10 protein-coding genes are annotated in these 16275 nt (G+C 72.8%); 4 read left to right on the top strand and 6 right to left on the bottom strand.

Annotation, left to right across the window (positions count from 1 at the left end; genetic code table 11):
* Window position 1: 1 nt before the first annotated feature.
* Both CKCBHOJB_RS01940 and CKCBHOJB_RS01935 read right to left on the bottom strand, forming a co-directional pair.
* A complete protein-coding gene (locus CKCBHOJB_RS01940) occupies window positions 2-2131 on the bottom strand; it encodes an ATP-dependent helicase (RefSeq protein WP_281050356.1) in 2130 nt (709 codons plus the stop codon).
* 103 nt (window positions 2132-2234) lie between these two features.
* Window positions 2235-3563, bottom strand: a complete 1329-nt coding sequence (locus tag CKCBHOJB_RS01935; RefSeq protein ID WP_281050355.1) for a tetratricopeptide repeat protein — start codon at window positions 3561-3563, stop codon at window positions 2235-2237.
* A gap of 169 nt (window positions 3564-3732) precedes the next feature.
* On the opposite strand from CKCBHOJB_RS01935, the gene CKCBHOJB_RS01930 reads away from it, so the two are divergent.
* The 3 genes from CKCBHOJB_RS01930 (at window position 3733) to CKCBHOJB_RS01920 (ending at window position 11132) form a co-directional block, all read left to right on the top strand.
* The gene (locus CKCBHOJB_RS01930; RefSeq protein WP_281050354.1) at window positions 3733-4683 is read left to right on the top strand and encodes an AraC family transcriptional regulator; all 951 of its coding nucleotides are present in this window, start codon (window positions 3733-3735) and stop codon (window positions 4681-4683) included.
* Window positions 4684-4809: 126 nt separating this feature from the next.
* A complete protein-coding gene (locus CKCBHOJB_RS01925) occupies window positions 4810-5415 on the top strand; it encodes a hypothetical protein (RefSeq protein WP_281050353.1) in 606 nt (201 codons plus the stop codon).
* A 110-nt stretch (window positions 5416-5525) separates the two neighbouring features.
* Window positions 5526-11132 carry a CHAT domain-containing protein gene (locus tag CKCBHOJB_RS01920; RefSeq protein WP_281050352.1) on the top strand — a complete coding sequence of 1869 codons (5607 nt, stop codon included), beginning with the start codon at window positions 5526-5528 and terminating at the stop codon, window positions 11130-11132.
* 86 nt (window positions 11133-11218) lie between these two features.
* Here the strand turns inward: CKCBHOJB_RS01920 and CKCBHOJB_RS01915 are convergent, their stop codons facing one another.
* Complete coding sequence (locus CKCBHOJB_RS01915; protein ID WP_281050351.1) at window positions 11219-11863, bottom strand: alpha/beta hydrolase; 645 nt, start codon at window positions 11861-11863, stop codon at window positions 11219-11221.
* 156 nt (window positions 11864-12019) lie between these two features.
* Between CKCBHOJB_RS01915 and CKCBHOJB_RS01910 the strand changes: the two genes are divergently transcribed.
* Entirely contained in the window at window positions 12020-13414 is a 1395-nt protein-coding gene (locus tag CKCBHOJB_RS01910; RefSeq protein ID WP_281050350.1) for an FAD-binding oxidoreductase, read from the top strand.
* 66 nt (window positions 13415-13480) lie between these two features.
* Here CKCBHOJB_RS01910 and CKCBHOJB_RS01905 read toward each other — a convergent pair whose 3' ends face one another.
* The 3 genes from CKCBHOJB_RS01905 to modB form a co-directional block, all read right to left on the bottom strand.
* Window positions 13481-14380 carry an LOG family protein gene (locus CKCBHOJB_RS01905; RefSeq protein WP_281050349.1) on the bottom strand — a complete coding sequence of 300 codons (900 nt, stop codon included), beginning with the start codon at window positions 14378-14380 and terminating at the stop codon, window positions 13481-13483.
* An 83-nt stretch (window positions 14381-14463) separates the two neighbouring features.
* On the bottom strand, window positions 14464-15549 hold the full coding sequence (modC, locus tag CKCBHOJB_RS01900; RefSeq protein WP_281050348.1) for a molybdenum ABC transporter ATP-binding protein: 1086 nt from the start codon (window positions 15547-15549) through the stop codon (window positions 14464-14466).
* A complete protein-coding gene (modB, locus tag CKCBHOJB_RS01895; protein WP_281050347.1) occupies window positions 15549-16235 on the bottom strand; it encodes a molybdate ABC transporter permease subunit in 687 nt (228 codons plus the stop codon). The genes modC and modB overlap by 1 nt, the downstream gene beginning before the upstream one ends.
* Window positions 16236-16275 lie beyond the last annotated feature (40 nt).

The following is a 16275-nucleotide window of genomic DNA, read 5'->3' as shown; positions in this document are numbered from 1 at the left end:
CTCACCGCCACATGTCGCGCATCTTCGCCGCGAGGTCGATCGCCGCCTGGCGCGAGGCCGGCGAGCCCTGGAGTTCGGGCGGCGGAGGCGGCCAGCCGATCTGCTCGAAGTTGCCGAGCAGGCGGTTGGGGATGAAGCGCGTACGCCCGGCATACACGTGGCGGTCGCCCATGCCCATCTGCTGGGTGACGTAGAAGCGCTGCGGCACGACGAGGTCGAGGTTGTCCCTGGCCCGCGTCATCGCCACGTACAGCAGCCGGCGCTCTTCCTCGATCTCGGCGCTGTTGCGGGTGGCGACGTCGGACGGGATGCAGCCATCGACCACGTTGAGCACGCTCACCGCGTTCCATTCCTGGCCCTTGGCGGAGTGGATGGTCGACAGGATCAGGTAGTCCTCGTCGAGCAGCGGCATGCCGGCCTCGCCGCTCGTGGCGCTGGGCGGGTCGAGGGTGAGCTCGGTGAGGAAGCGCTGGCGGCTGGGCGAGGACGCGGCGATGCGCGCGAGCTGCTGGACGTCGATCACGCGCACCGCGAAGTCGTCGTACAGGCGCGGCATCTGCGCCTCGTACCAGCGGCAGGCGAGCTCGAAATCCGCCGGCCAGGCGGGGCGTTCGGCCAGGCCATCGATCAGCGCGGCGAACTCGCGCCAGCCCGCGCGCGCCGCCTCCGGCACCGGTTGCTCATCCAGCAGCATGCAGCCCGCGGGCGCGGCGCAGACGTTGTCGAGCACGCGGCCGGCGGTCTTCGGGCCGATGCCGGCGAGCAGCTGGATGGCGCGGAAGCCGGAGATGCGGTCGCGCGGATTCTCCGCCCAGCGCAGCAGCGCGAGCACGTCCTTGACGTGGGCGGCCTCGAGGAAGCGGAGCCCGCCGAATTTCACGAACGGGATGTTGCGCCGGGTGAGCTCGATCTCCAGCCTGGCGCTGTGCGCCGAGGCGCGGAACAGCACCGCCTGCTGCTTGAGCTTGAGCCCCTCCTCGCGCCGCGCCAGCACGGTATCGACGACGAAAGCGGCCTGGTCGGCGTCGTCCTTGACCGAAACGATGCGCGGGCGCTGGGCGGATTCGCGCTCGGACCACAGGTTCTTGGTGAAGCGCTCGGCGGCGAGCGCGATCACCGCGTTGGCCGCGTCCAGGATGGGCCTGGTCGAGCGGTAGTTCTGCTCCAGGGTCACCACCCGCGCGGGCGGTTCGAAGGCGGCAGGAAAGTCGAGGATGTTGCGCACCGTCGCGCCGCGAAAGGCGTAGATCGACTGCGCGTCGTCGCCGACCACGGTCAGGCCGCGGCCGTCGGGCTTCATCGCCAGCAGGATGGCCGCCTGCAGCGCGTTGGTGTCCTGGTACTCGTCGACCAGCACGTGATCGAACAGGCCGCCGATCTCGGCGCCGAGTTCCGGCTCGGCCACCATCTGCGCCCAGTACAGCAGCAGGTCGTCGTAGTCGAGCACCTGCTGCGCCTGCTTGGCCTCGACGTAGGCGCGGAACAGGCGCTTGAGCGCGTCCGCCCACTCCGCGCACCACGGGAAACTCGCCTGCAGCAGTTCGGCGAGCGGGGCCTGGGTATTGACCGCCGCCGAGTAGATCGCCAGGCAGGTGCCCTTCTGCGGAAAGCGCTGCTTGGTCGCCGACAGGCCGAGCTCGTGGCGCACCAGGTTCATCAGGTCGGCCGAGTCCTCGCGGTCGTGGATCGTGAACCCGGGGTCGAGCCCGATCCGCCCCGCGTAGTCGCGCAGCAGGCGCGCGCCGATGGCATGGAAGGTGCCCGACCAGTGCAGCTCGGCCTGCGCCAGCCCCGGCCGGCTGGCGGCCGCCTGCGCCAGGATGCGCCTCACCCGCCGCCCCATCTCGTCCGCCGCACGCCGGGAGAAGGTCAGCAGCAGGATGCGCCCGGGATCGGCGCCGTGGGCGATCAGGTGGGCCACGCGGTGGGCCAGGGTGTTGGTCTTGCCCGAGCCGGCGCCGGCGATGACCAGCAGCGGCGGCGCCGGCTGCGGGGCGGTCGCCGCCCCCGCCGTGATCCCGTGCTCGACCGCCGCGCGCTGCGCCGGATTGAGGCGGGCGAGCGGGTCGGGAGCGAGACGGTCGGAGACTGCCGCAGAGGGTGCGGCAGCAGGAGAAGACGAAGGCGGCATGGCTGTAATTATATTCAGCCGATGCCGCCGACGATAGAGCAGGCGTCGGCCCCCTGGCCCGACCTCGCAGGCCGGCGCCGAAGTCCGGGCTGACGCGCCCGGCTCAGGCGGCCGCCCGCAGCGGCGCGGCGCGCTGCAGCAGCAGCCGGGTGAGCGGACTGTGCGGCCGGGCGTCGACGCGCTCGTTGCACAGCGCTAGGGCGAGCGCCTGCTGGCCGTCACGCAGCGCGGCCTCGATCAGCGTCAGGTCGAGCAGGCTGCGCTGCGCGTGGCTGCCGCCGAAGCGGTGGGCGATCTCGCGCACCTCGCGGATCAGGCGCACGGTCTCGGCGTAGCGGCCTTCGCCGAAGGCGCGCATCGCCCGCGTCAGCGGCTGGCCCACCTCGCGCGTGAAGGCGGCGTTGTCGCCCTCGCCCGCCATCGCCGCGCGCTGCGCCTCCAGCACCGTGTCGACCAGGTCGAAACGCCCCGCGCCGACGAAGGCCAGGGTCGCATGCACGTCGTTGAAGGCGTAGTTGCCGGCGGCCGCGAGCGGCGCCCAGTCCTCGGCGAGCTGCTGCCAGCGCGTGCCGACATCGATCCCGCGCAGGTGCAGGCGCCACAGCATCGCCGAGGCGTCGATCATGTCCAGGATCACGGTCGAGCGCTCGCCGCGGATCGGCCCGTCGTAGAGCGCCAGCACCTCGTCGATCTCGCCCAGCTCGAAGTGGTAGAGGGCGAGATGCCACCAGTTGTGCACGCGGAAGAAGCTGTCGGTGGACCACGCCGCGGGGTCGGCGCGCATCCAGTCGATGCCGTCATGCTCGCGGCCCTGCATCTCCATCACGTGCGCCACCGCGTGCTGGGCCCAGCCGTCACGCGGCTCGAGCTCGACCCCGGCACGGCCCTGCGCCTCGGCGCGGGCGTAGTCGCCGCACTCCTCGAGGCCGAAGGCGTGCATGCCGAGCAGGGCGTGGTAGCCCGGCATGCCGCGCGACCACGACGGCAGTGCGCGGGCGATGCGGTCGCGCAGCATGCGCGCGTTGCCGACGTAGAAGTCGAGCAGATGCCCGGCCTGCAGCGCGAGGGCGTCGCGCGGATGGTCGATCGCGACCTCCTCCAGCACGCGTGCGGCCTGGCGGAAGCGGCCCGCCACCAGCGCGCCGACCGCCTGCAGGTGGCCGCGCTCGCGCGCGTTCGCCGGCAGCCGGGCGGCGGCGGCGAGGCAGGCGCGCGCCACCGGGATGGCGGCCGGCTCGGTGCCGAGCAGGTGCAGCCAGGCCTTCAGCGCATGGGCCATGACGAAGTCGGGGCGCAGCGCGAGTGCGGCATCGACGCTCGCCACCGGATCCTCGATGTAGCAGCGGAACTGGTGCAGGGCGCGCCGGTAGTGGGCGGCGCTGTCGGCGTCGGCACCGGTGCAGGCCAGGCCGTGGTCGTCGTGGAAGCTCATCTTCGTTCTCCTTGCCGGGGTGGGGATGACGCGCCTTCTACCCCCGGCCAGCGAAGATCGGCCGGGGCGTGCGCGCAGTGCTAAGTTAAGTCCATGGCCGCATGGCCGATATGTCCGCGACGCCGGAAGTCTTGACCGCGGCGCCGCGGATCGCAGCAGGAGAGGGAGCGTGGATGCACTGTCCGACGTCTTCGCCGCGGTGCGCCTGTCGGGCGGCGTGTTCCTCGACGCCGAGTTCAGCGCGCCGTGGTGCGTCGAATCCCAGGTCGGTCCGGAGGAGTTTCCGCAGGGCGAGGCCCCGGCGCACCTGATCGCCTACCACTACGTGGTGACGGGGCGCATGTTCGTGCAGGTGGGCGGCGAGGCGGTCGAGGTGGCGGCGGGCGAGATCGTCATGCTGCCGCGCAACGACGGCCACCTGCTGGCGAGCGCGCCGGGCCTGCGACCGACGCCGATCGACGCCCACCTGCAGGCACCGGACGCCGGCACGCCGGCCGCGCTGCGCCTGGGTGGCGGCGGCGAGCACACCCGCATCGTGTGCGGCTTTCTCGGCTGCGAGGCGCCGCACAACCCGCTCGTCGCCACCCTGCCGCCGGTGCTGAAGCTGGAAGTGCGCGACGGCACCGGCGGGGCCTGGATCGCGAGTTCCTTCCGCCACGCCGCCGAGGAATTCGCCGCAGGCGGCATCGGCTCGGCGGCGGTGCTCGGCAAGCTCGCCGAACTGCTGTTCGTGGAGGCGGTGCGGCGCTATCTGGCGAGCCTGCCCGCGGGTCAGACCGGCTGGCTCGCCGGGCTGCAGGACCGCATGATCGGACGCGCGCTGGCGCTGCTGCACGGTCGCGTCGCCCATCCGTGGACCACCGAGGAACTGGCGCGCGAGGTGGGGCTGTCGCGCTCCGCCTTCGCCGAGCGCTTCACCGCCCTGCTCGGCACGCCGCCGATGCACTACCTGGCCAGCTGGCGGCTGCAGCTCGCCGCGCTGCGCCTGCGCGACAGCCCGGCAGCCACCGCGCAGATCGCCTTCGACGTCGGCTACGACTCCGAAGCCGCCTTCTGCCGCGCCTTCAAGCGCGCCTTCGGCACCACCCCGGCGGCGTGGCGACGGCAGGGCGGGCGCTGACCGGCCCGCACCCGGGGCGGTCGCGCGCTCAGCGGAAGCACGCAGCCTCGCCAGCCCCCGGCGCGCGCTCCTATGATGGCGTACCGCCCCGCTGCAGCAATCGTCTCCGCCGTGAGGACCGCAACCGTGCCCGACTCGCCCGCCCCGCCCGCCCCACCCGGTTCGCGCCGGGTGATCCTGTTCAGCGGCCACATGGTGGATGCGCCCGGTCGCGCGCTGCCGCGCTTTCCGCCTGCCTGCGTGCCGGCCGCGGCGCAGCGCATCGCCGCCGCGCTCGACCAGCTCGGTGCCGGCCCGGGGGACCTCGGCCTGACCCAGGGCGCGGCCGGCGGCGACCTGCTGTTCGCCGAGGCGGCCCAGGCCCGCGGCCTGCCGCTGCAGCTGCTGCAGCCCTTCGCGGAAGACGAGTTCGTCGCGCGCTCGGTGCGTCCGGTCTGCGACGGCGAGGACTGGGTGGCGCGCTATCGCGCGGTGGCCGCCCGCCTCGCCGCGCCGCCGCGGGTGATGCCGCCCGGGCCGCCCGACGACAACCCCTACGAGCGCTGCAACCGCTGGCTGCTCGACACCGCGCTCGCCCACGGCGGCGAGCAGGTGTGGCTGCTGTGCCTGTGGGACGGCCAGGGCGGCGACGGCGCCGGCGGCACCGCGCACATGGTGGGCGAGGTACGGCGCCACCACGGCCACGTCATCCACATCGACTGCCGGCGGCTGTGGCAGGGCGCAAGCCCCTGAACTAGGCTTAAGCAGTGGCGCGGGCGCCCGCAGGACCTGCCCGCGGCGACTCGTTGCGCATGCCGCCTCACGGCCGCGCGGCGCCGACCCGACGAGCTTCCGGAGGTCCCATGTCCACCCGCAGCTTCCGCATCCGCGGCACCCCCTCGACCCCCGAGCACGCCGTTCGCAAGGCGGGAGGCGGCGGCGCCCCGGCCACCGTGCTCAGCCATCGCGTGCTGAGCCCGGGCCGGGCACGCGACGGCGTCACCGGCGAGCTGGAAGTCGCCGCCGACGAGGTGGTGCGCATCGAGCTGGACAACGGCTTCGAGCTGTGGAGCCGCGCCGATGCGCTGGTGCGCGAGCATGGCCGGCGCAGCCTGGCGCGCGACGGCGGCGACGCCTGGGAGTTCGACACCCTGGGCGACACGCCGGGCGGCGTGCCGGGCGACACCCGCGCACCCGCCGGCGGCGAGGCCAGCCGCGGCGAGCGCGGCGCACTCGGGCTCGGGATCCGCGTGCTCGAGTTCTTCGGCATCCGCGTCGAGGAGAAGGCGGCGAGCAAGCTCGGGCGCTGGTTCGAGGACCGCAAGCTGGAAGGCGGCAAGCCCGGGCTCCACGCCCTGGGCCTGGACGGGGGCTTCGCGCTCGCCCCGCTCGCCCCGCTCGCCGCGGACGCAACGCTGCCGGCGACCACCGAACCGCTGCTGATCCTGCTGCACGGCACCGCCTCCAGCACCCGGGGCAGCTTCGGCAAGCTGTGGGCCGCCGACAACGCCGCCGGCCGCGACGCCCGCACCCGCCTCGCCACCACCTATGCCGGACGCGCCTTCGCCTTCGAGCACCGCAGCCTGACCGAAAGCCCGGTGGCCAACGCGCTCGCGCTGGTGCGCCGCCTGCCCGCGGGCGCGCAACTGCACCTGGTCAGCCATTCGCGCGGCGGCCTGGTCGGCGAGCTGCTATGCCTCGGCCAGTGCGAGGGCGTGGCACAGCAGCTCGACAAGACGCGCCTCGCGCAGCTGTTCGCCGCCGATCGCACCATCGCCGACCAGCTCGGCCTGCTGCCGCTGTCGCCGGACGAAGTGAAGGAACGCGATGCGGCCTACGCTGCCGACCGCGACGCCCTTCTCGAGCTCGTCGGCGAACTCGTCGCGCGCGGGATCCGCGTCACCCGCTTCGTGCGCGTGGCCTGCCCGGCGCGCGGCACCACGCTCGCCTCCGGGCGGCTCGATCGCTGGCTGTCGATGCTGAACTTCCTCGCCGGCAGGGCGCTGGGCGAGAGCCCCTTCGCCGACGCGCTCGAGTTCCTGCTCGCGGTGGTCAAGGAGCGCACCGACCCGCGCACCCTGCCCGGGCTGGAGGCGATGATGCCGGGCTCGGCGCTGACCCGGCTGCTGCACCACCCGGAGCTCGTCTCCGCCGCCGATCTCAGCGTCATCGCCGGCGACGTCGAGGGCGACTCGCCGTGGCAGAAGATCAAGCTGCTGGTCACCGACTGGTTCTACGGTGCCGACCACGACCTGGTGGTCAATACCGGCGCGATGTCGGGCGGCCTGCGCCGCCCCGAGGGCGGCGCGCGCTTCCGCCTCGACCGCGGCGCGCAGGTCAATCACTTCAGCTACTTCCACAATCCGGACAGCGTCCGCTGGCTGCTCGCCGGGCTCACCCGGCGCGACGACGACGCGGCCGGCTTCATGCCGATCGCCGCCGCGCCGCACACCCCGCCGCGCTGGCGCGAGGCGGTGGCGCGCAGCCGGCAGCAGGCCGGACCGCGCCCGCTGGCGGTGGTGCTGCCGGGCACCATGGGCAGCGGCCTGTCCGCGGCCGGGCGACCGGTCTGGCTCGACTACCGCGCCCTGCTGCGCGGCGGCCTGGGCGAGATCGCGATCGACCGCCCCGAGGTCGCCGCCGGGCACCTGATCGACGACTTCTACGGCCCGCTCATCGAATTCCTCGCCGCCAGCCATCGCGTCGAGCTCTTCCCCTACGACTGGCGGCAATCGGTGCGCGAGGCCGCCGCGCGCCTGGCGAACGCGCTCGAGCAGTGGCTGCCGCAGGCCGAACAGGCTGCCCAGCCGGTGCATCTGGTCGCGCACTCGATGGGCGGCCTGGTGGTGCGCGCGATGATCGCCGACGGCGGCCGCGGCGCCGCGCTGTGGCAGCGCATCACCCGCCTGCCCGGCAGCCGCCTGCTGATGCTGGGGACGCCGAATGCCGGCTCGTACGAGGCCCTGCGCTGGCTCACCGGCACCAACCCGACCGAGGCGCGGCTGGCGCTGCTCGACTTCACCCGCGGCATGGACGACATCGTCGACCTGGTGCGCGACTACCCCGGCCTGGTCGAGCTGCTGCCCTTCTCCGCCGCCGACCCCGACTTCGCCGATCCGGCGCGCTGGCGCACGCTGCACGACACCCTGCAGCCGCGCTGGAAGACGGTGCAGGCGCCGGTGCTGCGCGCCGCGCGCGAGACCTGGACATTGCTGCGCCAGGCGCGCGCCGATGCCGAGCACATGTGCTACGTCGCCGGCAGCCAGCCGGCCACCATCGTCGATTACCAGTTCGCCGACTACGATTTCGCGAACCCCGCCGACGAGCAGGCCTGGCTCGCCGGCCGCAAGCGCCTGGCCTTCATCGCCAGCGCCGAGGGCGACGGCACGGTGAGCTGGGCCTCGGGCCGGCTCGACGGCGTACCGATGTGGTATCTGGAAGACACCGCCCACGACGCGCTGTGCGTGCAGCAGCAGGCCTTCCCCGCCTACCTCGACCTGCTGCAGACCGGCACCACGAATCGCCTGCCTTCGACGCCACCGCTGCGCGCACGCGCAGGCGGCGACCAGGCACGGCGTTTCGAACTCCCCGCCACACCGCCGGCCGACGGCCTGCCGGGCGAGGACGAGCTGCGCAGCCTCGGCTTCGGCGGCGGGCTGCGGCGGGCGCCGTCGGATCTCCGCCCGGCGGCGCCGGTGATCGAGATCAGCATCCGCCACGGCGACCTGTCCTACGCCCGCCATCCGGTGCTGGTCGGCCACTACCACGGCGACACCATCGTCAGTGCCGAGGCCACCCTCGACCGCCAGCTCGGCGGCGCACTGTCGCGCCGGCTCGAGCTCGGCCTCTACCCCGGACGGCTCGACACCTGTGCGCTGTTCTTCAACGTGCGCCGCCAGGCCAAGCCCGAGGGCGCGATCGTGGTCGGCCTCGGCCAGGTCGGCGAGCTCACCCCCGGCCTGCTCGAAGCCGGCGTGCGCGCGGCGCTGCTCGACTACGCGCTGCAGGTGTCGCAGTGGCCCAACTCGCGCTTCGGTCCGGCGGGCGGCACGCGCCGCGCCGCGGTGTCCTGCCTGCTGGTGGGCACCGGCGCGGGCGCGCTGAGCACGCGCGATTCGCTCGAGGCCATCCTGCGCGCAGCAATTTCGGCCAACGTGCAACTGCAGGACACCCGCCTCGACAACCCGGTCGCCATCGACCGCCTGGAATTCATCGAGCTGTTCGCCGACGTCGCCATCTCCGCCGCCGAAAGCCTGCACGCGATCCTCGCCAATGGCCAGATCGCCGCCGCGGTGCGCTGGCCGGCTCGGGTGGTGGAGGCCGGCCGCGCCGGCCGCCGGCGGGTGCGCTTCGACGAGGCCCCGGAATGGTGGCACCGGCTCGAGATCGTCGACGAGGACGGCCGCCGCAACGCGCTGCGCTTCATCTTCACCACCGACCGCGCGCGTGCCGAGGAGACGCTCGCCACCGGCCAGCTCGCGCTCGCCGACGCCTTCATCCGCACCGCGTCGAGTTCGCCGAGCGCCAACCCCGAGGCCGCGCGCACGCTGTACGAGATGCTGCTGCCGCTGCGCCTCAAGGAAGCCGCGCCGCGCCAGGGCGACCTGGTGCTGCTGGTGGACGAATGCTCCGCGCGCTACCCCTGGGAGCTGCTCGAGAACCGCTGGAGCGACAACGGCCGCCCGCCCGCGGTCGATGCCGGGCTGATCCGCCAGCTGCGCACCGCGGACTTCCGCCCGCGTCCCGCGCACGCCTTCGAGGCGCGTGCGCTGGTGGTCGGCAACCCCGATCTCGAAGGCTGGGACGCCTTCCCGCCCCTGCCCGGCGCCCAGCACGAGGCCTTCAAGGTCGCCGACCTGCTGCGCGGCCGCGGCTGGCAGGTCGAGGACTGCATCGACCGCCGCGCCGACAAGATCATCGAGCGCCTGCACGGCGACGCCTGGCGCATCCTGCACCTGGCCGGCCACGGCGAGCACGACTACGCGCTGCCGCCGCGCACCGAGCGCCCGTGCGCGGAGCCCGACAAGGACCGGGCAGCGCTCAAGGTCTCGGGCATGATCATCGGCCGCGACATCTTCCTCACCCCCGGCGACATCGAGCAGATGCGCTGGGTGCCCGAGCTGGTCTTCATCAACTGCTGCCACCTCGGCAAGACCGGCCCCGGTACCGACCGCGGCGCGCTCGCCGCAAACCTCGGCATGCAGTTCATCCGCATGGGCGTGCGTGCGGTGGTGGCGGCCGGCTGGGCGGTGGACGATGCCGCAGCGCTCGCCTTCGCCGACGCCTTCTACCGCCGCATGCTCGAGGGCGAAGCCTTCGGCGAGGCGGTGCGCGCGGCGCGCGAGGAGGTTTGGCTGCGCTTCCCCGGGGTGAACACCTGGGGCGCCTACCAGTGCTACGGCGACCCCGCCTACACCCTGCAGCGCAACGGCCCCCAACGCCAGCGTCAGCGCCTGCCCTTCCACGCGCCGGACGAGCTCGTGACCGAGCTCGACAACCTGACCCAATGGCTGCGCGCCGGCGCCGGCCCCGGCACCGCGGGCCGCGACGAAGCCACCGCGGCGCGCATCAACCGCCTGCTGGCGCGCATCCCCGAGGCCGAACGCACGCGCTGGCTGGCGCGCGCCGACGTCGCCGCCGCGCTCGGCTTCGCCTGGGGCGAGGCGCGCTTCTGGGAGGCGGCGATCGACGCCCTGGTCACCGCACTGAGCGCCGCCAAGGGCAACTGCCCGCTGCGCGCGCTCGAACAGCTCGCCAACTTCCGTGCCCGCCATGCCGCCGAGCTGTGGGGCGCGCGCGGCGCGGCCGAGACCGCCGACGAAACACGGGCGCGCGAGGCGCTGATGGCGAGCGCGATCGCCGACCTCACCCAGCTGTGCGAGCGCGCACCCACCGCCGAACGCCTGGACCTGCTCGGCAGCGCCCACAAGCGGCGCGCACTGGCGGCAGAGTCCGAGCCGGCGGAGCGGCTGGCCGCGCTCGACGCCTGCGCCGCCGCCTACCTGCAGTCCTTCGACCTGGGCGGCCGGCAGGAGGCCTATCCCTTCACCAACTGGGCGAGCGCCGCGCTGCTTGCCGGGCGGCTGGACCCCGGACGCCCCGACACCTGGCGGCAGGCACTGGAAGCCGACATCGTCCGCCTGCAGGCCGACCTGCAGGCGCGCTACGACCGCGAGCCCGACTTCTGGGACGGCGCCGCGCTCGCCGACCTGGAGCTTGTGCGCCTGCTCGAGCGCTGCATCGGCGCGTCCGCCGTCCGCGCGCGCCCACGGCGCACGACCAGCCTGCCGGCCCCATGCGCGGAGATCGCCGAGCGCATCCGCGACGGCTATCGCGGGGTGATCACCCGCGGCGCCAGTCCGCGCGAACGCGCCTCGGTGATCGAGAACCTCGACTGCCTGATCACCCTGCTCGGCCAGGACCTGGCCGCGCTGCGCAAGACGCTGGAGGAGATCCGCGACGCGCTGTGAGGCGCACATGGCCGACGCCAGGCGCGACACCGGGGACTAGCCCGCCTCGCCCCTTCGCCGCCCGGACGGGCGCTGGCGAGCCGACGTCAGCGCCGCGGCACGCCGTGATCGAAGGCGCCGGTATCGAGGAAATGGACGGCCTGCAGCAGGCAGGCGCGTGACCACAGCAATTGCAGGTGGGTGACGGGCAGCACGATGTGGTCGCGCGCGCCCGGCCAGCGCGTCTCCGCCACCGTAACCATGCCGTCGTTGGGCCTGGGCACGCCGGGCACGATGCGCCCGAGGCCGATCGGCAACCGGCCCGCAACCACACCGATCTCATGGTCCGGCGGCACCACGGGCCGCACCCGCGCCAGCCATTGCGGCAACACGCGGCCAAGCGCATGGCGCAGCACCGGCACACGCAGGATGCGCTGCGCCGGGTAGGAGCCGAGCGCCGGCGATCCGAGCAGCACCACTCGCCGGATCCCTTCGGGGCGGTGACGAGCGAGCATGTCCAGCACCACACAGCCGCCCAGGCTGTGCCCGACGAGATGCAGCGGGCGATCGAGGCGCGTGATCATGTCCGCCAGCCCATCGGCCGCCCCCGCGAGCGAACCACGCAGCGAGGGATACGAATACGCATGGCTGCACCGCCCCATTTCCCGCAGCCGGCGACGGTGCAGCGCGAACACGCAGCCGTGCATCCACAGGCCGTGGACGAAGAGGATCTCGGGACGCGGTGCGCTCATCGGTACTCCGCAGAAGACATTCGGCTGATCCCGATCACCAGGATCGACGGACAAATATTGACACCGAACCGACCGACTTCCACCATCGCCCGCCTGCACGGGCGCATGAACCCAACGCACTATCCGATTCGAAACGCACGCCGGAGAACCAAGCCGATGACTGCCCTGAACGCCACTTCCCCTGCCGCGCTGGAATCACTGACCGTCGCCTTCGGCGCCGACGTGCTCCCCGGCGACGCCAGCCCGAAATACCTGCAGGACTGGAGCGGCTGTGCCGGCGGCCAGCCGCTGGCGATCCTGCGCCCGCGCAGCACCGAGGAGCTGTCGCGCATGCTGGCGATCTGCCACGCCCACGGCCAGGCGGTGGTGCCGCAGGGCGGGCTCACCGGCCTGGTCGGCGGCGCGGTGCCGGCCGGCGGCGAGGTCGTCGTCTCGCTCGAGCGCATGAACCGCATCGAGCGCATCGACGTCGATTCGGGCACGGTGATCGTCGAGGCCGGCGCGATCCTGCAGACGGTGCAGGAGGCCTGCCGCGACGCCGGCGCGTTGCTCGCGGTCGACCTCGGCGCACGCGGCTCGTGCCAGGTGGGCGGCAACGTCGCCACCAACGCCGGCGGCAACCGCGTGATCCGCTACGGCAACACCCGCGACCTGGTGCTCGGGCTCGAGGTGGTGCTCGCCGACGGCACGGTGCTGAGCATGCTCAACCAGATGGTCAAGAACAACGCCGGCATGGACCTGAAGCACCTGTTCATCGGCAGCGAGGGCGTGCTCGGCATCGTCACCAGGGTGGTGTTCAAGCTCCAGCCGCTGCCCAGGGGCGTCAGCACCGCGGTGGTCGCGCTCCAGGACTACCCCGCTGCCTTGCGCTTCCTGCGCCACGCGCAGCAGAGCCTGTCGGGCCAGGTGAGCGCCTTCGAGATCATGTGGAACGACTACCTCGTCACCGCCGTCGACGCCGGCAAGCTGCGCGCGCCGCTCGACACCGGCTATCCGGTGTATGTGCTGATCGACATGCACTGCGGCCAGCCCGAGACCGACGCCGGCCGCTTCGAGGCCATGCTGGAGCAAGCGATCGAGGCCGGCTGGATCCTCGACGGCGCGGTGGCACAGTCGGTGGCCGAAGCCGAATCCTTCTGGGCGATCCGCGACGGCGTCGCCGAGGTGCTGCGCGACTACGCGCCGACGCTGAACTTCGACGTCTCGGTGCCGATCGCACAGATCGGCGAGTGCGCCGCGCGCATCCGCGAGAACCTCGACCGCGACTGGCCCGCGCTCAAGGCGCTGTTCTTCGGCCATGTCGGCGACGGCAACCTGCACGTGGTGGTGTGCAAGGTGCCGGCCGACCACGACAGCCTGATGCGCATCGAGGACGCGGTGTATTCGGTGGTGCGCGGCTACGGCGGCTCGATCTCGGCCGAACACGGCATCGGCACCCTGAAGCGCGACTGGCTGCACTACTCGCGCAGCGAGGCCGAGCTGGCGCTGATGCGGGCGCTGAAGCAGACGCTCGATCCGAAGAACATCCTCAACCCTGGGAAGATGCTCTGAGACGGCTGCCATGTTTCGCCACGCTGCGCGTGCACCACGGGCGCCCCGCTGCGCGGCGCCTGCCCCTCAATTGCCTTTCAGCTGCCGCGCCGTCAGCGCGGGATTGTCGCCGCTGTAGGCGGCCTTGATCGCGTCCCAGGCCTCCTCGGCAGTCTCGGCGTAGTGGAACAGGTTCTTGTCCTCGGGGCTGATCACGCCGTGCTCGACCAGCACGTCGAAGTCGATCAGGCGCTGCCAGAAGTCGCGCCCGATCAGCACGATCGGACGGCGGCGGATCTTGCGCGTCTGGGTCAGCGTGAGCACCTCGAACAGCTCGTCGAGCGTGCCCAGCCCGCCGGGGAAGCTCACCAGCGCCACCGCGCGCATCAGGAAGTGCATCTTGCGGATCGCGAAGTAGTGGAACTGGAAGCACAGCTCGGGCGTGATGTAGGGGTTGGGCGCCTCCTCGAAGGGCAGGAAGATGCTCATCCCCATGCTGCGCCCGCCGGCCTCGAAGGCGCCGCGGTTGCCCGCCTCCATGATCCCCGGTCCGCCGCCGGTGGCGACGATCACCGGCTCGCCTAGCGCGTCCGCCTCGCGCGTGACCAGCTCGCCGAAGCGGCGCGCTTCCTCGTACCAGCGCGCGTTCTTCACCATCTGCTGCGCGCGCCGGATGGCCGCCTCGTCGCGGCTCGCCACCGCATCGTCGAGCATCTGCGCCGCCACCTCCGGCGCCTTGAAGCGCGCGCTGCCGAACACCACCACTGTCGATTCGACACCCTGCTCCTGCTGCACCAGCTCGGCCTTCAGCAGTTCGAGCTGCAGCCGCACCGGGCGCAACTCCTCGCGCAGCAGGAACTCGGTGTCGGTAAAGGCCATGCGGAAGGAACTGCCGGGGCCGTCGTAGCGGCCCTGCGGTTGGGCGGCCCTGGCCTCGTCCTCGGCAGACGGGAAGTTGCGGGCGCGCAGGGGAAGTTTGTCGCTCATCGGGGGATCCATGTCGGTCGGGACCGGCATCATCGCATCCGCGCATTACATGAGGCGAGTCCCGGCGCCCGCGCCGCACACCCTTACCCCAGCAGGGCCACCGACTTGATCTGCGCCCACATGCGCCGCCCCGGGCGCAGCACCAGCTGCTCGGCGGCGCGGCGGGTGATGCGGGCGATCAGCGCGGTGCCGCCGGCATCCAGTCCCACCAGCACGTGGGCCGGCGAATCGGCGCCGACCACCTCGGTGACCGTCGCCGGCAGCAGGTTCTGGATGCTGGTGCCCTCGACCTGGTGGTCGGCGAGGCTGACGTCGCGGGCGTGGATGCGAAAGCGCAGGCGGCGGCCGAGCGCCACCGCCTGGCGCTGCACCCACACCGCGCCGCCGGGAAAGTCGAGCCGGGTGAGGTGGTAGTGGTCGTCGTGCGCGGCCACCGTGCCGTCGATGACCACGCCGGCATCCTCGGTGAAGGCGGTGGGCAGGTCGAGCCGCGCCATGGTGGCGTGCAGTTCGCCGGCGGCCATCACCTTGCCCTCGCCGAGCATGACCACGTGGTCGGCCAGGCGCACGACCTCGTCGGGCGAGTGGCTGACGTAGAGCACCGGGATGTCGAGCTCGTCGTGCAGGCGCTCGAGGTAGGGCAGGATCTCCTGCTTGCGGCGGTGGTCGAGCGCGGCGAGGGGTTCGTCCATGAGCAGGATGCGCGGGCTGGTGAGCAGCGCGCGCGCCATGCCGACGCGCTGGCGCTCGCCGCCGGACAGGCGATCCGGCATGCGCTCGAGCAGATGGTCGATGCCGAGCAGCGTGGTGGCCTGCGCCAGCGACACCCTGCGCGCCGCGGCCGGGATGCGGCGCAGGCCGAACTCGAGGTTGCGCCGCACCGACAGGTGCGGGAACAGGCTCGCCTCCTGGAACACGTAGCCGAGCGCGCGGCGGTGGGTGGGCACGCATACGCCGCGCGCGTCGTCCTGCCAGCACTCGCCATTGACCACCAGCCGCCCGCGCGCCGCCGGCTCCAGTCCGGCGACGCAGCGCAGCAGCGTGGTCTTGCCCGAGCCGGAGTGGCCGAACAGGGCGGTGACGCCGCGCCCGGGCAGGTCGAGGTCGACGTCGAGGCGAAAGCCGGGGAAGACGACCTCGAAGCAGGCGCGGATGCCGACCTCCGCCATCAGCCCAGCCCTCCACCCGCCTGTCGCCCCCGGCCGTACAGCGCCAGCAGCACGAGGAAGCTGAACACCAGCATGCCGGCCGACAGCCAGTGCGCCTCGGCGTATTCCAGCGCCTCGACGTGGTCGTAGATCGCCACCGACACCACCCGCGTGCTGTCCGGGATGTTGCCGCCGATCATCAGCACCACGCCGAACTCGCCCACCGTGTGCGCGAAACCGAGGATGGTCGCGGTGACGAAGCCCGGGCGCGCCAGCGGCAGCGCAACCGCGAAGAAGCTGTCCCAGGGTCCGGCGCGCAGCGTGGCGGCGACCTCCAGCGGGCGGCGGCCGATGGCCTCGAAGGCGTTGTGCACCGGCTGCACGACGAAGGGCAGCGAGTAGATCACCGAGCCCACCACCAGGCCGGCGAAGGAAAACGGCAGCAGGCCGATGCCGAGCGCCTCGGTCAGCCGGCCGACCGGCCCCTCGGGCCCCATCGCCACCAGCAGGTAGAAGCCGATCACCGTCGGCGGCAGCACCAGCGGCAGCGCCACCACCGCGCCGACCACGCCCTTCCATTGCGAGCGCGTGCGCGCCAGCCACCACGCGATCGGCGTGCCGACCAGCAGCAGGATCACGGTGCTGACCGTGGCGAGCTTGAAGGTGAGCCAGACGGCGGACCAGTCGGCGCTAGTCAGGGAGGGCATGGGGCGGAAGGGTCATCGGCAGGGACGCGCCGTCGGGACG

The sequence above is a fragment of the Thauera sp. GDN1 genome (genome assembly GCF_029223545.1).
Lineage (GTDB): Bacteria > Pseudomonadota > Gammaproteobacteria > Burkholderiales > Rhodocyclaceae > Thauera.
This window is presented reverse-complemented; position numbering and strand designations above follow the sequence as displayed.